At 42.2% G+C, this 19,760-nt stretch carries 15 protein-coding genes; 8 read left to right on the top strand and 7 right to left on the bottom strand.

Annotated features, from left to right (window positions below; all coding sequences use genetic code 11):
* The first annotated feature begins 188 nt into the window (after positions 1–188).
* From D1614_RS20995 to uvrA, 8 genes are all read left to right on the top strand, one after another.
* A complete protein-coding gene (locus D1614_RS20995; protein WP_119439957.1) occupies positions 189–1,415 on the top strand; it encodes an ROK family transcriptional regulator in 1,227 nt (408 codons plus the stop codon).
* A 655-nt stretch (positions 1,416–2,070) separates the two neighbouring features.
* Positions 2,071–5,385 (top strand): SusC/RagA family TonB-linked outer membrane protein, encoded by a 3,315-nt coding sequence (locus D1614_RS21000; protein WP_119439958.1) that lies wholly within the window; start codon positions 2,071–2,073, stop codon positions 5,383–5,385.
* A gap of 19 nt (positions 5,386–5,404) precedes the next feature.
* A complete protein-coding gene (locus D1614_RS21005) occupies positions 5,405–7,393 on the top strand; it encodes a SusD/RagB family nutrient-binding outer membrane lipoprotein (protein WP_119439959.1) in 1,989 nt (662 codons plus the stop codon).
* Positions 7,394–7,413: 20 nt separating this feature from the next.
* The gene (locus tag D1614_RS21010; protein ID WP_147384334.1) at positions 7,414–7,761 is read left to right on the top strand and encodes an SdrD B-like domain-containing protein; all 348 of its coding nucleotides are present in this window, start codon (positions 7,414–7,416) and stop codon (positions 7,759–7,761) included.
* Positions 7,762–8,144: 383 nt separating this feature from the next.
* Positions 8,145–8,915: a hypothetical protein gene (locus tag D1614_RS21015; RefSeq protein WP_119439961.1), complete on the top strand. Its 771-nt coding sequence runs from the start codon at positions 8,145–8,147 to the stop codon at positions 8,913–8,915.
* A 13-nt stretch (positions 8,916–8,928) separates the two neighbouring features.
* Positions 8,929–10,212, top strand: a complete 1,284-nt coding sequence (locus D1614_RS21020) for an LVIVD repeat-containing protein (RefSeq protein ID WP_119439962.1) — start codon at positions 8,929–8,931, stop codon at positions 10,210–10,212.
* Between the two features lie 208 nt (positions 10,213–10,420).
* On the top strand, positions 10,421–11,338 hold the full coding sequence (locus tag D1614_RS21025; protein WP_119439963.1) for a lytic transglycosylase domain-containing protein: 918 nt from the start codon (positions 10,421–10,423) through the stop codon (positions 11,336–11,338).
* A gap of 51 nt (positions 11,339–11,389) precedes the next feature.
* Positions 11,390–14,260: an excinuclease ABC subunit UvrA gene (gene uvrA / locus D1614_RS21030; RefSeq protein WP_119439964.1), complete on the top strand. Its 2,871-nt coding sequence runs from the start codon at positions 11,390–11,392 to the stop codon at positions 14,258–14,260.
* A 49-nt stretch (positions 14,261–14,309) separates the two neighbouring features.
* Here the strand turns inward: uvrA and D1614_RS21035 are convergent, their stop codons facing one another.
* The 7 genes from D1614_RS21035 to D1614_RS21065 form a co-directional block, all read right to left on the bottom strand.
* Positions 14,310–15,365, bottom strand: a complete 1,056-nt coding sequence (locus tag D1614_RS21035) for a tetratricopeptide repeat protein (protein ID WP_119439965.1) — start codon at positions 15,363–15,365, stop codon at positions 14,310–14,312.
* A gap of 27 nt (positions 15,366–15,392) precedes the next feature.
* Positions 15,393–16,355, bottom strand: coding sequence for a DUF3137 domain-containing protein (locus D1614_RS21040; protein WP_119439966.1), 963 nt, complete (start codon positions 16,353–16,355; stop codon positions 15,393–15,395).
* The gene (locus D1614_RS21045; protein WP_119439967.1) at positions 16,356–16,928 is read right to left on the bottom strand and encodes a LemA family protein; all 573 of its coding nucleotides are present in this window, start codon (positions 16,926–16,928) and stop codon (positions 16,356–16,358) included.
* Between the two features lie 67 nt (positions 16,929–16,995).
* Complete coding sequence (locus D1614_RS21050) at positions 16,996–17,460, bottom strand: copper resistance protein NlpE (RefSeq protein ID WP_119439968.1); 465 nt, start codon at positions 17,458–17,460, stop codon at positions 16,996–16,998.
* A 186-nt stretch (positions 17,461–17,646) separates the two neighbouring features.
* Positions 17,647–18,225, bottom strand: coding sequence for an outer membrane beta-barrel protein (locus D1614_RS21055; protein WP_119439969.1), 579 nt, complete (start codon positions 18,223–18,225; stop codon positions 17,647–17,649).
* Between the two features lie 13 nt (positions 18,226–18,238).
* The gene (locus D1614_RS21060; RefSeq protein ID WP_119439970.1) at positions 18,239–18,817 is read right to left on the bottom strand and encodes an NAD(P)H-dependent oxidoreductase; all 579 of its coding nucleotides are present in this window, start codon (positions 18,815–18,817) and stop codon (positions 18,239–18,241) included.
* 53 nt (positions 18,818–18,870) lie between these two features.
* Positions 18,871–19,437 (bottom strand): Crp/Fnr family transcriptional regulator, encoded by a 567-nt coding sequence (locus tag D1614_RS21065; protein WP_206610100.1) that lies wholly within the window; start codon positions 19,435–19,437, stop codon positions 18,871–18,873.
* Positions 19,438–19,760: the final 323 nt, after the last annotated feature.

Consider the following 19,760-nt stretch of genomic DNA (forward strand, 5'->3'; position numbering starts at 1 on the left):
AGAATTGATTCAAATAATGTGAATTTCCTGTAAAATTTGTTAAGATTGAAGGAAAATCTGCCGGAAATGAATATTTTTGCAAATAGGCAATCTTTGTAAAAAATTTTATCAAACACATGGGTTTTGATTAAAAATTTATTTAAATTGTGCCTCAAATAAAATAAGTTAGCTAACTTGATAACCAGGCTATGATTCTTGTCGACAACATTAGTGAAGTGAAACTTAGCGGGAATGAATTAAAAAATTACCGTCGTAAGAAGAAAATCTTAGATCTTTTATACCGTGAGGATACACTTTCCGCTACTGAAATAGGGAAGCGTATTGGAGTGAGTGTACCTACTTCTTTATCGCTTTTAAAAGAGCTAAGTCAAAAAGAATTTGTTGAGTTCAAGGGGACCGGTGAGTCAAAAGGTGGGCGTCGACCTGCTATGTTTGGACTAAAACAAGATTCAATTTTGGTTATGGCCTGCGAGTTGGGCAGGTATACCGGCAAGGTGGGGGTATTTGATTCGCACAATAAGTTGGTGGCACCAATGGTGAAATTCAAAGCATCTATTGATGATAAGGATCTGATTGAAAAAATTGCGGATGAAGTCGATAAAATTGCAAAGGATTATAACATCGACACCCAACGGATTTTTGGTGTTGGAATATCAATGCCGGGATTGATCGATGAAGTAAATGGGATTAATTATACCATTAAAGATAAAAAGCTTCAGAATGTAGCCGACAGAATAAAAGCAAGGTTTCATAAGCTGGTTTATGTAAACAACGACGCCCGTATGCAGGCATACGGCGAATTTGTTTTCGGACAGGCCAAGGGGCATCAAAATGCCTTGATCATCAATTGGAATTGGGGGCTTGGCATGGGGATGATCATGGACGGCAAGCTTTACAACGGAGCGACTGGTTTTGCCGGGGAGCTTTCTCATACAAAATACGAGGAAGACGGCGACCTTTGTATCTGTGGAAAAAGAGGATGTTTGGAAACTGTTACTTCCGTCTATGTTTTAATCCGGCAGGCTCAGGAGGGTGTGCGCGAAGGAAAAGTATCTCAGTTGACGGCTAAGTTTAAAGGCCGCGAAGAAGAGATTGGTGTTGAAGATATTATTCAGGCAGCCAGGCAAGGAGATGAATTTTCTATTTTTCTGCTGAACTCTGTCGGTCTTGCACTTGGAAAAGCCTTGTCAAATGCAATTCAATTGCTAAACCCCGACATTATAGTTTTGGGTGGCGCGGTATCAGAAGCCAATCAGTATGTGCTGACTCCCATTCAGCAGTCGGTTAACAGGCACTGTCTGGAGCAAATCTCCGGAAATATACAAATTGTTATTTCCGAAAACTGGGAACGCTCTGGCCTACTGGGTACCACAGCTATGTTGTATCAAAAGCTGTTTAGCAATATGCTTGTATAGGCAGGTGTAAAAAATAGTTTCATCACTGGTTGTATTGATCGGCGCCTTTATCAAATTATTCCCCAAACTGAATCTGAGTGATGTCCGGAAATTTTGTCCCTTATTTCTTATTAGCTTGATTTATAATTAATGGGTTATTAGCTCTATCGGGCTTCGACTTATTTGTCCATCGCGAGGGAGTTCCTTCTCTGTTACTTTCAGTCTGTTTTATGCTTGCGTCTAATTTAGTGGATTTAGAAATGCTTAGGTAACTGTTTTGAGAACGTATCGTATTTAGTTTCGTAGGGGTTTTTGAATTTAATTAGCAATGCATAATTGTTCGACAATATTATTAAGAATAATTAAATGATTGAAAAGTAATTAATTCAGAATATTTTACATGCCCAGTATTTTTCTATTCATGGAATGATTTTAAAATATTTTACAAATTATTCAATAAAATTAAAATAAATAGTTAATTTTACTTTGCGCTATCCAAAAATAGAGTTCCAGATTTTTATAATAGTGCGGATAGAGAAAATTGAACTTGCGAAAACTAAAAACGAACTTGATGAGGGCTACAGAAGAATTTGATAATCATCGAATCCTCTTACCAAACTACCACAATAGATACACTTGGATTTATTTTCTATTTAACAACTAAAATTTATTCTTTATGAGAAAAATTATTTTGCTTGTTGCATTGTGTTTTGCGCTTATAGGCAGCGTTTATGCACAGCAAACAGTAACGGGTATAGTTACTGATGAAGAAGGCCTCGGGATTCCTGGGGTGTCCGTGATGGAAAAAGGGACTGTAAATGGGACAATTACCGATGCAGATGGTAATTATACAATTACGGTTAAAGCAGATGCTCTAATTGTATTTTCATTTGTAGGAATGAAAACAATAGAAGAAAGTCTGAATGGACGTTCTGTTATTAATGTTACCTTGGTAACGGATGCAATTGGCGTTGATGAGGTTGTTGTTACAGCGTTAGGTATCCGAAGAGAAGCAAAAGCGTTAGGATATGCTGTTTCTAAAGTTGATAACGAACGTATTCTTGCTACCGGAACTCCGGTGAATGCGCTTCAGTCATTGTATGGTTCGGCAGCTGGTGTACAAGTTGCATCAACAGCAACAGGGCCAACGGGAGGTATGAAAATCAATATCCGTAATGCTGTATCGTTCGACTCCAACTCAACAACACGTCCTTTGATTGTAGTTGATGGTATTCCAATCCATGACCAAAATACAGGATTGGGTGCAGACAATGCCAACGGCCGTGACTATGGAACAGGTATCAACGATATTAACCCGGATGACATTGCATCATTCGAAATTTTAAAAGGAGCGAAAGCTTCGGTACTTTATGGTAGCGCAGGTGCAAACGGTGTTGTTTTGATCACAACAAAAAGTGGTGCCAAAGGAAAAGACCTGGGAGTCTCTGCTTCATTTACAACTACATGGGACAATGTGGCATTTTTGCCCGAAATTCAAAACCAGTACGGAACCGGTCGGTCTCCAAGTACAACTGTTACTGATGACCAGGGGTTTTATCTTGTTGACGGTGTGAGGACTATTGATAACAGAGGTCAGGCATTCGGTCCAAAATTTGACCCAAGTGTTACTTTGGATTGGTGGGACGGCACCCAAAGACCATGGGTGGCGCAAAGCGAGAGCGTTTATGATAAAATGTACAGGACAGGACATCAGTACATTACTAACGTGGCTATTAGCTCTGGTGGAGAAAAAGGTTCAATGCGTTTTTCGTATACCAATACAGATCTTTCTCCAACAACGCTGGCTGGTTCGTATGATAAAAATACATTCAGTTTGAACGCCTCCTATAAAATGAATGATTACATCAACATTTCATATTCAGGTAACTTGTTCTTCTCGAAGAATATGAATGCTGTTACAAGTACAACAATGGGAGCTCAGGGTATAACCTCTTCTTTAGGTGCCTATAGTTATGATATTGATGTAGACTTGCTGAATGAATGGATGGTGACGCCTGATGGTTATAATTATTTTGCAAATCCGGCATTTACTGAATCTTTCTCTTCTGGAAGACGTGCGGTTGTCAACTATTTATGGGATCAAACTCAGAATGAAGACGAATTTACACGTTTGCACAATATTCAGTCGTTAAATATTGATATAACATTGAATAAAATATTCAGTGCAACGATAATGGGAGGGGCAGATGTAACCACTGAAAGAAGTCAGTATAGAGGAAAACTTACTGACCCGAGCCTAATTGGGCCTGCCAGTGGAAACGTGTATCAGGATGTTGTAAGAGATATCAGAAAAACATATGGTCAGGCATTACTGAATTTCAACTCGGATATTGTTGACGAGCGTTTTAACCTGTCAGGTTTTGTTGGTGGTGTTGTGTCTCACAGTTATCTTGATAGAAAAGGAGCAAGACAAATCGGCGGTTTCGTTATTCCTAATTTCTTTTCATACGCAAACATGCCTTCAGGGGCCCAGCCTACTTACCAGTTTCAGAATGGTGAAGATATTATGTACAGTATGATGGGATCGGTTCAGTTTGCTTATGCTGATCAGATTTTTATTGAAGTACAGGGCAGAAATGACTGGTCGTCTATCCTGCCTCCTGCCAATAACTCATACTTTTATCCGGGAGTTAGCGCAACATGGATTGCTTCAGAATCTCTTAGGCTGCCGGAATGGATTGATTTTGGCAAACTCAGAGTTTCCTGGGCAGATGTAGGTCGTCCTGGCCCGCGTTACTTTGGTAACGTAAACTATGGTGTTACCGCTTCGGGTGCCGGATTTGTTTTGACACCTCCCAATGATCTTCCTCCTATGGACGAAAATGGTATTCCAAACCTGAAGCCAGAGAAAAAGCGTGAGTTTGAAGTTGGTTTGGAAACCTATTTATTCGACAGCAGGTTAGGAATTGACTTCTCATATTATAATTCAAATACCTACGACCAGATTATGCAGGTTGCCGCTCCGGCAGGTATGGGAGTTAGCAGTGTTAGAATGAATGCAGGAAATGTTTCTAACAAAGGCTGGGAATTAATGCTTAAAACAAAACCGGTGAAGGCAAGAGACTTCTCTTGGGATGTGAACCTGACTTTCTCAGGCAGCAAAACAAAGATTGTAAAGCTTGACGGCGAATTGACCCGCATGACTCTTTGGAATAATGCCGGCTTGAATGCGATTGCTGAAGTTGGTGGCGAGTATGGATTGATTTATCAGCAAAAAGGATGGAATTATTACATTAATCCATCTGATGAGAATGATCCTAATAACGGTAAACGAATCGTAGATGCTTCAGGTAATAACTATGCGTATGATACCAAAAGCAACAAGATGGTTGGTAAGGTTCTTCCTGATTTGATCGGAGGTGTATTTTCTTCATTCAACTATAAGAGCCTTCGTTTTATTGCAAACATCGACTATTCATTTGGTTCAACATTTATTTCTCATACAGAGACCTATATGTTGGCAGCTGGTGTGCTGAAGGAAAGTTTACCTTACAGAGATCAGGCAAGTGGTGGTGTGCAATATTACATGGCCCAGGATGGAAGTGGAAACTTATATAAAGCTCCTGGAGGGAATCCTAACGGTGGTGCATCCTATTGGGATGGAGTTTTGCTCGACGGTGTTTATACCAACGGAACGGCAAACAACAAAGTCGTAGCTGCTGAAGATTATTATTATCAGTCTTATTTTGCAAACGGTTTCTTCCCGGAAGACAGAATATTCAAAAATGATTATGTCGCATTGAGGAATATTGCTATAGAATACACTGTACCTAAAAAACTTTCCAGTCTGGTTAGACTATCAGAATTAAGTTTAATGGGTTTTGTTAATAACGTAGCTTATTTATACAAGGCAGCGCCGAATACAATTCCGGAATCTACAGTTGGAACTTCATGGAGTTCAGCATCTGTTGCATCAACAGCTTTGCCTGCTCAAAGATCTATGGGACTTGCTGTAAAAGTTAAATTTTAATTCTTAAAGAAGATTAACTATGAAATATTATAATAAAATAGTAGCAATTGTTTTGGCACTGTTCTTAACGGTAGGTTGCCAGGATAAGTTGGAGGAACTGTTTCAGAATCCTGATGGTTTTTCGAAACAGGCTGCAGATGCATCAGGGGTAAGTGTACTCTCGGGTTATTTTACTTCACAGCTTACCAGAGGATACTTTCTTCGCGGAGACTATGGAACACAATACCATATCCAGAGATCGGGGCAACGTATTCTGGGATCAGGTGTGCAAACGCCTTTTACAATAGCTGAATATGGCTTCTCTTATGCTCTTATGGATGTTGAAAATGACTGGGGAACCGGTTCATTCAATAATACCGTTTTTAACAACGCAAACAGCCAATGGATTGTTGGTATTCTTTGGGGACAAAGAGAGTACAACAATATGGAAAGCCCATCAACACTCGATGAACTTTACATAAGATTGTTGCATTTGTTGAAGGCTTATGTTTATCAAAGAGCTACCGATTTATATGACGAAGTTCCGTATATAGCTACTGGCTCAGCAGGAGCATTGGATGGAGATAAAGCAGTATACAAGGGGCAAAGTGAAATTTATCCTATAATTCTGCAGGAAGTGAAAGAAATTGAAGAATACCTTTCAACTTTAGAGCTTTCGAGTACCGAAGAAACTTTGTTCTCGGCCCAGGATGTTCTTTTTAACGGGAATATTGACCAATGGCGTAAATATGCTAACTCGTTGAGATTACGTTGGGCGATGACCGTTAGTGAGCAGCTACCTGAACTCACTAGCACGGTTCTTTCCGAATTACAGGGTAAGCCTATTTTTGATACTCATACTGATGTTGCCGGAATCGCGGATTTGGCTATTGTTGATCCGGCCAGATTACAATCAGAACTCGGTATTACACGTGCCTTTAGAGAGAATCCTTATACATTGAGAGTTCCTAAGAAATTCACTGATATAATGAACCTTGTTCCTGAAGAGAAAGATGCAGGGAATGGATTGAAGTATTATTCGGCAGATAATGTTGGTGCCAATAAAGAGGGCTTGAAAAATGGTGATGTTGACCCACGGGTAGCTTATATGATATCGCCTGATTTCAGAGGTTATTATTTTGGAAATGATAACAAATGGGATAACGGTAACGATCCGAACAGCTATTTGAGTAAAGTGGTAAGAGGCTATTACATCGACGATCCTTGTATGACAGACGAAAGCATTGACGTGTTCAAAATTACCAACCCGGATGGTGATGGTGAGGATGAAATCAGACTCTATGTTAACAATGTTTTAGTGCCTCTTTCAGAAAGGGATGAGTTTTTGCGTAAAAAACTTCGCGAAAGAGTTGCCAACAATGATGATTCAGGTTGGGTACTTGGAAAAGCAGGTGTAATGACCAGTGAATACAACATGAGGGCTATCTATAACTCGAATTTACGTTATCCTACTCTGAATGCAGCAGAAGTTCAGTTGAATTTTGCTGAAGCTGCTGTTCGTGGTTTTGGAGCTACACCAATGAGTGCAAGAGAACATTATAAAAAAGCAATTGAATTATCCAGCGATTTTTGGTACGACCTGAATGTAAATAATAAGAATACCAAAAGTACGGTTCCCGGATTTCCTATTTCAATGTCAGACTCCAGGATAAATGATAGACCGGATGAACGCTACGATGCATCAATGTTTGCTGAAAAAGCAGCACAACGCTTTGATTTGCTTTCGGACCAGGAGAAAGTTTATGCAATTTATGTTCAGTTGCATATGAACTACAACGTATTGAATTACGAGTACTGTTTTACCGCAGCACGTCGTTTAATTAAATATTTAGGTGATAACCCGAGCAATACACTGGAGTTGTACCGATGGAAAGAACGTAATACTTATCCTGCAAGTGTTCAGGCATCAGATCCTGAAGCATGGGCTCAGATAAGTGGACATGACAACTACGATCTTCCAATGTGGTTTACCGGAAGAACTGAAAAGTGGAAAAACGTATTAGAATAATAAAACAAATTGATTACGATATGAAGAAGATTATTTATATACTGTTGTGCGTATTCTTATTTGCAGCTTGTAGCGAAGAGGATGGTACAATAATCGGGACAACGAAAGTTGAAGGTAGCGGTGTTGAAGCGCAAATGGCCAATATTACAGTAAAACTATACGATTCGCCTACCAGCGTTTATAAAACAACGACTACAGATACAAATGGAGACTTTATTTTTACAGGGCTTGAATCCGGTAATTATTTTGTAGGTGCCACTGTTGTTATCAACGGAGATACTTACGATACCGGAAACGTTCAGTATCAGGTTTATGTTGGCGGGGATATCGAAAGGCCCGTATCGCTAACATTAACAAAAAGGAATTAGATTCTTATAAATAGAGGGGAAGCTCAAATGAGCTTCCCCTTCTTGTTCATATAAACCCAGACCTTCAAACGAACCGTTTGTTGATTGAGTCGAAGTAGGACTTAGTTCTCGGTTCCTGCTTTCAATAGTTAGTTTGGTTAAAGAAGACTTTTGTCTGAATGTAAAGCCAGCGGCCTTTGGGGACGCTGGCTTTTTTCATTCCCCAGATCCCGGAAATATTAATATCCCAAACAATTACTCTTTCCTACGCAACCTTTGCATGATTTCTTGCATCTATCCCCAAACCAAACTTTAACAGCGAGTACGCAAATCTTCGATTTCGTTCTCATTTACTAGGTTCGGTTTTTTACATGATGACTTTGATAACCTGAAATTTTAAACTCATGAAAAAATTGTGTTTGTTGCTGTTTACGTTTTTCGTAACGCTTACAGCTTTTCCGCAAGCTGAAAAAGGGTACATCTACTTGAAAAACGGGACGATTCTAAAAGGAAAATATTCCTATTCTCCCGATCAGAAAAATGTTAGTGTATTTACTGCCGGAAATCTCTGGGTATTTGATCGGAACGAGATTGATACTATTTCTGGAAAGCGAGTGGGCGTTACCCAAAGTTTTAACCAGACCATGCCGGATTCAAAGTTCTTTTACCGCGTTGAATTAGGTGTTTTGGTTGGTAATGCCGATAATAGCCAGAATGCACCTTTTAGCATGAGCGGCTCAGTAAACTACCAAATTGTTCCCCGTTTTTCAGTGGGAGTCGGAACCGGAATCGAATTTCTGAAGGAGTCTTTTCTTCCGGTTTTTGCCAACCTGGAGTATAAACTACACGATAACTCTTCATCGCCCTACTTTTTCCTGAAAACAGGATACCAGGTGGCGATCGAGGAGTCGAACGCCGTGTATTACGATATTGTGCCCGACTGGATAAGCATCTGGCCCCGGCCCGGAAACATGAATTCGGAGCCCCTCGACAGTAAAGGCGGCTTTCTTATCAATCCCGGATTGGGCTATCAGCATATGTTTTCGCCCACATTTGGGATGAACTTTGCCGTAGGCTACCAGTATCACCGCCTGAATTATTCGGGTGAAAGTGACTACGAACTCGACATCGATTACAACCGCTTAACAGTTAAACTGGGCATCATCTTCAACTAAAAATTAAAAACTGATGAAAACAATACAAAATATAACCGGCCTCGTTATTTTACTGCTATCGGTTTGGGCCTGTAAAGATGAGTACACCGAAGAGTTTACGGCCAATGCGCCGGTTTATCTAACTTACGAAGAACTTAGATCGGCGGTAAAAGTTACCGAATCGCGCACCCTGGAAGTTCCCGGAAAGATCTATTTCAAAGACAACCTTTTGTTTGTGAACGAAATGTTTGAAGGAATTCATATTCTGGATATGACAAATCCTGCTAATCCTGAAAACCTCGGTTTTATTGAAATTCCGGGGAACGTGGATATTGCGATCAAAAACAACACGCTTTACGCCGATAGTTATATTGATTTGGTGGCCATCGATATCAGTGATATTGATAATCCCAAAGAAGTAAACCGCGTTGAAGATGTTTTCCCTTACACCTTGCCGAAATACGACGAAAACTACCGGCTGGCCGACATTGACGAAGAAAAGGGAGTGGTGATAGACTGGGAAATTACCCGTGTTCGCCAGAAGATGGAATATCATTATTACCCGGTGTATTTTTTCTCGAACAGAGACAATTTCTTTATGTCCGACATGGCCAACGGAGGTGGCGCTGTGCCGCAGGGCAGTACTTTCGGAGTAGGTGGATCGATGGCACGCTTTGGGCTGTACAACACCTACTTGTATACGGTAGACCGTGCCATGCTGCATATTTTTGATGTAAGCAATGATCAGCAACCCAAAGAAATTGGCCAGCAAGGTGTGGGCTGGGATGTGGAAACGATGTTTATTTACGACGATCACATGTTTTTCGGAATGCAATCCGGAATGCGGGTTTTTAGTCTGGAAGTGCCCACCGTGCCTAAATATCTGAGCTCTTTCTGGCATACTACCAGTTGCGACCCGGTGGTGGTGGCCGATGGCTACGCGTACATTACCCTGCGCGGTGGAAACACTTGTGGCGGTGCCGTAAACCGGCTCGATGTACTTCAACTGTCGGATGATTATGTGGACAACACGCTGATTGCTTCCTACCCGATGGAAGGCCCCTACGGGCTGGGAATCGACGACGAGATTCTCTTTGTTTGCGACGGCGAGGCGGGTTTGAAAGTGTACGATGCAAGTGATAAAATTCACATCTCCGAAAACCAGATTGCCACATTCCCCAATATCAATGCGTACGATGTGATTCCGTTGAACGACTACCTGTTTATGATTGGCGAGGACGGTTTTTATCTCTATGATTATTCCGACCTCCAGGATATTCAGCAAATAAGTTTTATTCCGGTTGATACGAACGATTGATATTCAGCAAACAAAAAAGTTTTCTCTCGAATATTGGTTTTATTCCTGAGCTAAAAAGAAATATATTTTAAGGCTTGACAAACAGTCAGGCCTTTTTCATTGTTTAGCAAGGGTAATAATGTATTTTTGAACATTCATTTTCGGTGCGTTTGCGAACACTATTTTTTTGATACTCAAATGTGCCGGTAATAAAACGAGGAGCAATAACATGACGAAGAACAAGAAGTGGTGGAAGGTGTCAGTACCTGTATTGTTGGTGGGGAATGTAGTTCTGATTTTGATGCTGTTGGGATCGGCACGCCCCGAAGAACCCAAGGATGCCTCTAAAAGAGAAGTACGTTTCGAAGCGGTGGAAATTCCCGAAAAGGCAAGCTTTGCCGGAGAATCTTTGCCACTCGATCGTTTCTATGTGAAAGAGGCACTCGACCGCGAATTGCTTTCCAACGCCTATTTTCATTCGCAAACGATCCGCTTAATCAAACTGGCACCCCGTTATTTTCCGATCATTGAACCCATTTTGAAAGAAGAAGGAATTCACGACGATTTTAAATACCTGGCGGTGGCCGAAAGTGGCTTTAATCCGCGTGCCATTTCTCCTGCCAGTGCTGCCGGTTTCTGGCAGTTTATGAAAGGAACCGCCAGCGATTACGGTTTGGAAGTAAACAGCGAGGTGGACGAACGCTACCACATCGAAAAAGCTACACGTGCCGCCTGCGATTACCTGAAGGATGCCTACGAAAAGTTTGGCAGCTGGACCCTGGTGGCAGCATCGTATAATCGCGGAATGACAGGTGTTCAGCGACAAATGGACATTCAGCGGCAGGATGATTATTACGACCTGCTGATTACGACCGAAACCGCACGTTATGTTTATCGTATTATGGCGCTGAAACTGATCCTCGAAAATCCGGAGAAATACAATTTCTATGTGGCCGACAAAGACAAATATCCGGTGATTCCGACTAAGCAGGTTGAAATTACCGGCTCGGTTGCCAATTTTGCCGACTATGCAAAAGAACAAGGCTTGAGTTACAAGGTATTCAAGGATTTTAATCCCTGGCTGCGGGAAAATACATTGACCTACTCCGGCAAAAAAAGATATTGGGTAGAAATACCCCAGTTGTAGAGTTTGTTGTTCCATCCGGAAATAACAAACCGGCGAAGATTTGAGAAGAAAATGACCGAAAAAGTAAATGCAAATACCGAAGTTCAGTTAGCTGAGCTTGAATCGGAAGATAAAATTATTGTACACGGTGCGCGGGTTCACAACCTGAAGAATGTGGACGTTGAAATCCCGCGCAATAAACTCACCGTGATTACCGGCTTGAGCGGAAGTGGTAAATCGTCGCTTGCATTCGATACCATTTATGCCGAAGGCCAGCGCCGCTACATTGAAACGTTTTCAGCTTACGCCCGTTCGTTTCTCGGAAACATGGAGCGCCCCGATGTGGACAAGATCACGGGATTGAGCCCGGTTATTTCCATCGAGCAGAAAGTGACCACCCGCAACCCGCGTTCAACGGTGGGAACGGTTACCGAGGTGTACGACTTTTTGCGTTTGCTCTATGCCCGCGCCGGTGAAGCCTATTCGTACAACACGGGCGAGAAAATGGTGAAGTACACCGAAGAGAAGATCATTCAGCTGATAAAAACCGATTTTGCGGGCAAGCGCATTCACATTCTGGCTCCGGTGGTAAAAGGACGAAAAGGACATTACCGCGAGTTGTTTGAGTCGATTTTGCGCAAAGGTTTTCTTACCGCCCGCGTGGATGGCGAGTTGACAGAGATTCGCCACAATCACAAGGTAGACCGTTATAAAAACCACTTTATCGAGATTCTGATCGACAAACTGGTAGTGGACGAAGCTTCCACAAAACGCTTGAAAGAAAGTATCCAGACCGCCTTGAAACACGGCCACGGAGTACTAATGATTCTTAACAACGATACCAACGAAGCTAAATATTACAGCCGCTTGCTGATGTGTCCCACCACCGGGATTTCGTATGCCGAGCCGGCACCGCATAACTTTTCATTTAACTCGCCTCAGGGGGCTTGTCCGAAATGCAACGGGCTAGGCCGGATTACCGAGATTGATATGGACAAGGTGATTCCAGACAAAAACCTAAGTATCGGAAAAGGTGGAATTGCTCCGTTGGGAGCCTACAAGAACTCGCTTATTTTCTGGCAGATCGAAGCCTTGGGAGAGAAGTTTGATTTCGATCTGAAAACGCCGATGAAAGACATTTCGGAAGAAGGGATCGATGCTGTTTTATATGGATCGAACGAACGCATTCAGCTAAAAAATACACCGCTGGGAAACAGTCTGAATTACATGATGACCTACGAAGGGGTGATCAAGTACATCGACGGGCAACGCGAAGAAAATACTTCGAAAACGGCTCAAAAGTGGGCCAACCAGTTTGTGAAGAAAATCGAATGTCCCGAGTGTCACGGGCGGAGATTGAAAAAAGAGTCGCTGCACTTTAGAATTGACGGGAAAAATATTTCGGAATTGGCGCAGATGGATCTGGACGAACTCGGAACCTGGCTTGATGGTTTGGAAGACCGGGTGACCGAACGCCAGCGGATGATCGGTACCGAAGTGATCAAGGAAATTCGCGACCGCCTCGGATTTATGCTGGGCGTGGGATTGAATTACCTGTCGCTCGACCGCACCGCACAAAGTCTCTCGGGAGGAGAATCGCAACGTATTCGCCTGGCTACGCAAATTGGCTCGCAGCTGGTAAATGTCTTGTACATTCTCGACGAGCCCAGTATCGGGCTGCATCACCGCGATAACCTGAAACTGATCCAGGCGCTCGAACAACTGCGCGACAGCGGGAATTCGGTGATTGTGGTGGAACACGACAAAGATACCATGATGCACGCCGACCACCTGATTGATATGGGGCCGATGGCCGGACGACACGGTGGCGAAATTGTAGCTGCCGGGAAACCGCAGGATGTGCTGAAAGCCAAAACACTGACCGCTGATTACCTGAACGACCGCCGGAAGATTGAAATTCCGGCTGAGCGGCGAAACGGAAAATCAGACAAACTAAAGGTATTTGGATGTTCAGGAAATAACCTTCAAAATGTGGATTTGGAAATTCCGCTCGGAAAATTTATTTGTGTGACCGGTGTCTCCGGAAGCGGGAAGTCGACCCTGATCAACGAAACCTTGCAGCCCATTTTAAGTCAGCATTTTTACAAAAGTGTGAAAGATCCGCTGGCGTACAAAAAAGTGGAAGGGCTGAAACTGATTGACAAAGTGATTCGCGTAGATCAGTCGCCGATCGGACGTACACCGCGCTCCAACCCGGTTACTTACACCAATGTTTTTTCGGATATCCGGAACCTGTTTGCTCAGTTGCCTGAGTCAAAAATCAGGGGCTACAAACCGGGACGTTTTTCGTTTAACGTAAAAGGCGGCCGTTGTGAAGAGTGCCAGGGTGGGGGGCTTAAACTTATCGAAATGAATTTCCTGCCCGATGTGTATGTGCATTGCGATAAGTGCAACGGTAAACGCTACAACCGCGAAACACTGGAAGTACGTTACAAGGGAAAATCGATCAGCGATGTACTGGATATGACGATCAACCAGGGCGTGGAGTTTTTTGAAAACATTCCGTCGATTTCGACCAAACTGGAGACTCTGAAAGAAGTGGGACTGGGCTACATCACACTGGGGCAGTCGTCCACCACGCTTTCGGGAGGTGAATCGCAGCGCGTAAAACTGGCTTCCGAACTGGCCAAACGCGACACCGGGAAAACATTGTACATTCTTGATGAACCCACAACCGGGCTGCATTTCGAAGACATCCGTGTGTTGCTCGAAGTGCTGAACAAGCTGGTGGAAAAGGGAAACACGGTGATTGTGATCGAGCACAATCTGGATGTGATAAAAGTGGCCGACCACATCATTGATCTTGGCCCGGAAGGCGGAAAACACGGTGGACGGATCCTTTGTACCGGAACACCCGAAGAAGTAGCCTTAAACAAAGAATCGCACACCGCTAAATTTCTGAAACAGGAATTGGGCATCTAGATTCTTGATCCTGGATACTCGATACTTGATCCCGGATGCTTGATTTTGTTTAAGAGTTTATTTTCCCTTCAAATGTATTTATGAATTTGTCGAGTTCGTCTCCGAATACTGTCTTTGCATGTTCATAGCTTTGATCACCAAAAAATGCAATAAATTTTTCCTGGCCGAATTTTTCAATCAAAGCTTTAACAAATAAACCCGATAGCGGATAAGTCAGTTCTGTTGGGTAGGCTCCCCAATTTGACCAGATTTCTTTGATGGCTACTTTTTTACTGTTTGCTTTTAGCCAGCCTTTTACGATTTTTTCTTTATCATGGGTCGTCTGATCGAAACATACTGCTGTTCCTTCGTTAATCAGCCCCGTTTTCGCCAGCATGGTGGTTGAATAGTTCGAAATAACATGCGTCATTTCATGTCCTTTTGTTTGTTGGTAGTGAGAATGTACAATGGAAAATTCAGGCTTTGCAAAACCTAAATTGGCTTTCAGAACACTTTTCGCATCGTCTCTTGATTCCCAAACAAAAAAGTCAATCTTTTTGGGTAAGGCGCTATTAAAAAAGCCGTTTATTTTGGTAAAAGCTTTTTCTCTTACCGAAGTATATATCGCAATATCTTCATCATTCATCTTCTGAAAATGAAAGCGAAAATGTTCCGTTTCAACAATTTTCCAACTATTATAGAACTCATTGTATCCAAAAAGTAAAGACTTACCGTATGCGTCGTTCGTAGCGTTTTTTGTTGCATTAAGCTTTATACATTCATTTAGATATTTTTCAGCTTCCTCATATTTTTGCAACATAAAATAGCAAGTTCCGAGGTAGTTATATGCCCAGGCTTTTCGCCACGAATTATTAGTGTCGTTTTCTGTCGTTTTAAGAAGATAGGGAACGGCATTCTGATAGTCGGCTTTGTCTGCATAAGCCCGGCCGATTATTAAATTTAAATCAGCGTTGTTGGGATCGTTGTTAAGAAGTGGCTTCGCTTTTTCGATAGCTGATTCAAAATCACGTGCGCCATAAAGCTTCCACAAATCGGAGATTGCGTTGTTTTGTCCAAAAGCAATTAAACTAAGCAGAACAAAAACAGGTGTGATAATGGTTTTCATATTGATTGTTGTTTAGTTCGTGATTATTTATTCTTTTGTCCAGATTCTGGTATTCAGGTTCATCTCGTTAATAATCACCGAAATGGTGTTGAATTGGTAATACATTTGTTCAATGTCGGAATAACGTACACCCGACCGGTACAAACGCGGCTCAAATAAATCTTTTGTAAACGACATGGCAACAAACACCCTGGAACCGACAAACGAAAGATATATTTCGGTATTAAACCGTTTGCGAATATTTAGGATCGCTTCCATTATTTTGGGTGTTAAAATATACCGGGCCTCAACCTGATCGTCAGAATACACCACAAAATACTTTTCAAACTCGTTGTTTTCAAGTTTTATCAATTGTCCTCTCGAAGCATCGCGTTGCAGTTTTTGTCCCCATTTCCCAAAAAGTCTTTCGGCCAGATCGGGAAGAACGAATGTTTCGCCCTTGATTTCCTTGTTGAAATCGGCGTGAACAAACAATCCTTTAAAAATGGTATGCCAGTGTTCCGAGCGGCGTCCTTTGCTGTCGACCGACACTGTTTTGTACTGGGTGTGTAACTCCGAGAGGCGAAAATCGGTTTTGTCGATCACGCCGCTAATCAGGTCGTCGCCGTTGTAACGGTCCCAGCGCCGGGGGAACAGTCCGCTTTCAACGTATTCGTCCGTACTAATGCACGACTCGGGCTGGTACTGCCAATCGGGATCTATGCATTCAATAATTTTCCGGACCACATTGTTCTTAAATGCCTGTTTATAGCTATCGTGTTTTCGAATTGCCGACCAGAAAGACACAAACGCCAAAATGGCAATGGCGAAACCGCTAACAAAGGCCCAGCTATTTCCCTGGCCAAGTATAAAAGACGCAGCAGCAAGCAGTAGGATAAATACGGAAAGTAAAAAGCGCTTTACGACTTCTTTTCTTTTTGATTCGAGCGACAGTAAAGCGGGACTGAGTTTCGAGTGATAAATTTCTTTTAAACTGTCTGCTGACTTCATCTACCCCTGCTTAAACATTTTGCTGACGTCCACATTTTCTCTTTCGGCTTCTGAGATAACAAATACTTCTTTGCGTTTCATTCCCATCATTCCCGCAATAATACTGTTTGGAAATACCTGGATCCCGTTGTTGTAATCGGTTACCACCGCATTAAAGGTCCGGCGGGCGGCGGAAATCTGCGATTCCACTTCGTTTAACGAGCGTTGCAGGAAAATAAAATTCTCGTTGGCTTTTAGTTCGGGGTAATTTTCAACCGAGATCAGCATGTTTTTGATCGCACCCGATATTTGGTTGTCAAGAGAGATTTTCTCGTCTACCGACAAATCAGGTTTTAAAGCCGAAGCCCGCAGCTCGGTGATCCTGTTGAGTAGCTCTTTCTCGTGTTTGGCATATTCTTTTACCGAGGCTACCAGGTTGGGAATTAAATCGTAGCGCTTTTTCAGCTGCACATCCATTCCGCCAAAAGCATTGTCCACTTCGTTTCTGCGTCTGATCAGGCCGTTGTAAATACTGATGAAAATAAGCGATAAAATCACCAGTGCAGCAATCAAAATAAGTAATGTCGTATTCATGTCTATTATTGTTATGTTTGTCAGTGTTGCCGAATCCAGTATGTATGTTTCAGCTTCGTCTAAGGTTTTATTTCTTTTTTAAGATATAATGTTCAGCCAGCGAACCGGTAATGGCATTACCGTTTATGTCCAAATGTATCAAAATATTTTCACCTACCCGGTATGAATGTTTTTCGTCCTCATTTTCCAGGATCACGATTCCGCCCGATTCATCCCATTCAAACTGACCTTTTGTTTCGAATTTACGTTCTTTTTCTCCCTTTAAATAAATTTCAGATTTAGAGAAAGTGTGGTCGCTGTTCAACGTAATGCTTGTTTTTATCCCTTCGCAGTCTGCACATGGCAAAACGCCTTCGTAAGTACCTGCCCAATCCAACGAAATTTTGCTGTTATGCGCGGGATCCGGGTTTACTTGCACTGTAATGGCAGAAGCTTGCTGTTCTTCGCTGGTTCCTTTTTTTGAGCTTGCATTGTTGCACGAAGAAGCCATAAAAGTGAGACTAGCTAAAACTAAAAACTTAAATTTTCTCATTTGTGTTTAATATAATATTGTGCGATTTAAATTCTAAATATGTTAAGTGGCGAACGGTAGTATGCAAATTACCTGCCAGTTTTACCGGTAATCCTGGCTAACGCTGTTTCTTTCTCGCTTTACAACGCAGGAGGTGTTGCTTTGTTTTTCCCATAAAGCGGGAAGAAGCTTTTGTTGGCTTTTATTTCAAAACGTGTACCCAATGCCGAGTTGAAGGTTCCATTCCGTTAATTTCTGCTGATAATCTTCTTTGGTGAATGGAATTACGGCATGTCTTTTAAAGTTGGGGTTAAGAAAAATCAGGAAGCGATCAAAATGATATTTCCCGCCTACACCGAGGCTGTAGCCTATCCCGGACTGCGAGTCAAAAGATGCATCAGAAAGTTGAAAATCAATTAAGGGGCCGCCATTCACAAAAAAATACTTTCCAAGGGTATAGTTGGCAAGCACCGGAACCGTTAACATGTCCAGGTTTTCGAAATGAGGGTTTACCTGCGTTCCGGTAAAGGCCGGTGTAATTTTTACCCGGCTGTGGAGGTAGTTTATCCCGGTTTCGATACCAAACCGCTCAGTCAGTTTGTTCAGGTATTTGATACCAAACTCATACGTGTTGTCATTGTTGTAGCCTGCAGCTCCATCCAGGCTCTCTTTTCTTAGAAGTTCGCTGTCAGCAATTCCGTAATAAACTTTTAATTCATTGGCATTTTGGGAAAAGGCCTGGGCGCTGACAAGCAGCATTGTAATCAGTGTTAAAAGGTGTCTCATTTTTAAAGGTGATTTATTTTAGTTTTTCACCCAATAAAGATACTTTCTTTAGCCACTTATCCCTGAATTTGTCGCTCGAATTTTTGATGGGGGAGATGTAGGTTACCTTAACCGGGCTGATACCACAGAATTGCAGCGTGCCTTTTTTTAATTGGTTAATTGCCGGCCGTCTTAAATACAGGTAGTCGTACCACGACGGAGTGTCGGAGGTGATAATTATCCGGGAAGTTTTACCCTTTAGCAATTTTTTGGGAAGTGGCTTCCCTTCTATGGGTTGAAAGGTGATGCCCGGTAAAAAAGTCCGGTCGATAAAGCCTTTCATCAATGCGGGGTATCCACTCCACCACATCGGAAACACCCAAACAATGTGTTGCGCCTTCTTTATTTTTTCGAGGGCATCTTGCAAGTCGGGTTCGAGGTCTGTTCTTTTTCTGTAGCCAAACTGAAGGTTGGGATTAAAGTCGAGATCGCCAATATTGAGCGTGGTAACCGACGTATTTGTTTTGGCAGCCCCCGCTTGGTAGGCCTCTGCCAGTGCACGATTAAAACTTTGTTTATCGGGGTGTCCGTTAATAATTAATACCTGACTCATACTTTTTTTCAGCAAAAGAAGGCATTGCGGGGTTGCCGGGAAAGGACATTTGTCTAATTCGTAACCGACTTTCGTATTCGGCTCAGGTGCCGTTGGGTAATACCCAGGTACGATGCCAGGTAATTCAACGGAATCAGCTTCAGGTATTCCGGATAATTGGCGAGCAAATTTTTGTATCGTTGTTCTGCGTTTTCTCTTTGCAAAAGGAAAATCCTTTTCTCTAGGTTTATGTATTCCCGCTCAGCCAGTATCTTCATCATTTTCATCCAGTTCGAACGGGTGTTTTCCAATTGTTCAACTGCTTTCTTCGAAAGTGTCATCATTTCGACATCGGCCAGGGCCTGAATGTTTTCTTCGGTAGGGGTTTGCGTAATAAACGATGAATAAGCCGTAATAAAGGAATGGTTGAACATCAAACAGTAAGTCACCTCTTCACCCGACGAGGACAGGTAAAACGACCGGAAAAAACCGGAGGAAACAAAAGCCACTTCCTTGCACACCGACCCTGCTTTAATAAAAAAGTCGCCTTTTTTCAGTGTCTTGGGTTGAAGCAGACTCTCCAGTAATTCCAGGTCTTCTGCGTTAAGTATGTTGAACGATTTGAAGTACTCTTTTATCATTTTCCGTCATTTTGTGTGTTGCAAAGATTAGGATTTGAATTGAACCCAAAGACTTTTCAGCTTTATTTTTCGATAAAGATTAAAACGCTTTATCGTTTTGTTTGGCTGGTTTGAGTCTGGGTGCAAGCGAATATAATACTGAAAAAGCACGAAGCTGTCCCAAAAGTTCTTTTGTGTTAGACTGAACTTACGATTTGTAAGTAACCACCAGGGTTTTCACCCCTAAATCCCCTGTAGGGGACTTTATGTCTTGTCCTAAAATAGGTTTACACAAAAAGTAAATTTATGTCAGGATTTATAGTTTATGATGAAAGCTTCAAGCG

Origin of the sequence: Maribellus luteus (genome assembly GCF_003576475.1) — a bacterium.
GTDB lineage: Bacteria > Bacteroidota > Bacteroidia > Bacteroidales > Prolixibacteraceae > Draconibacterium > Draconibacterium luteum.

Coding starts and splice junctions, on each gene's coding strand:
- D1614_RS21050 (WP_119439968.1), bottom strand. CDS start 17,460: ATGAGAAAATTTAAGTTTTTAGTTTTAGCTAGTCTCACTTTTATGGCT.
- D1614_RS21005 (WP_119439959.1), top strand. CDS start 5,405: ATGAAATATTATAATAAAATAGTAGCAATTGTTTTGGCACTGTTCTTA.
- D1614_RS21015 (WP_119439961.1), top strand. CDS start 8,145: ATGAAAAAATTGTGTTTGTTGCTGTTTACGTTTTTCGTAACGCTTACA.
- D1614_RS21040 (WP_119439966.1), bottom strand. CDS start 16,355: ATGAAGTCAGCAGACAGTTTAAAAGAAATTTATCACTCGAAACTCAGT.
- D1614_RS21035 (WP_119439965.1), bottom strand. CDS start 15,365: ATGAAAACCATTATCACACCTGTTTTTGTTCTGCTTAGTTTAATTGCT.
- D1614_RS21045 (WP_119439967.1), bottom strand. CDS start 16,928: ATGAATACGACATTACTTATTTTGATTGCTGCACTGGTGATTTTATCG.
- D1614_RS21025 (WP_119439963.1), top strand. CDS start 10,421: ATGACGAAGAACAAGAAGTGGTGGAAGGTGTCAGTACCTGTATTGTTG.
- D1614_RS21000 (WP_119439958.1), top strand. CDS start 2,071: ATGAGAAAAATTATTTTGCTTGTTGCATTGTGTTTTGCGCTTATAGGC.
- D1614_RS21065 (WP_206610100.1), bottom strand. CDS start 19,437: ATGATAAAAGAGTACTTCAAATCGTTCAACATACTTAACGCAGAAGAC.
- D1614_RS20995 (WP_119439957.1), top strand. CDS start 189: ATGATTCTTGTCGACAACATTAGTGAAGTGAAACTTAGCGGGAATGAA.
- D1614_RS21010 (WP_147384334.1), top strand. CDS start 7,414: ATGAAGAAGATTATTTATATACTGTTGTGCGTATTCTTATTTGCAGCT.
- uvrA (WP_119439964.1), top strand. CDS start 11,390: ATGACCGAAAAAGTAAATGCAAATACCGAAGTTCAGTTAGCTGAGCTT.
- D1614_RS21020 (WP_119439962.1), top strand. CDS start 8,929: ATGAAAACAATACAAAATATAACCGGCCTCGTTATTTTACTGCTATCG.
- D1614_RS21055 (WP_119439969.1), bottom strand. CDS start 18,225: ATGAGACACCTTTTAACACTGATTACAATGCTGCTTGTCAGCGCCCAG.
- D1614_RS21060 (WP_119439970.1), bottom strand. CDS start 18,817: ATGAGTCAGGTATTAATTATTAACGGACACCCCGATAAACAAAGTTTT.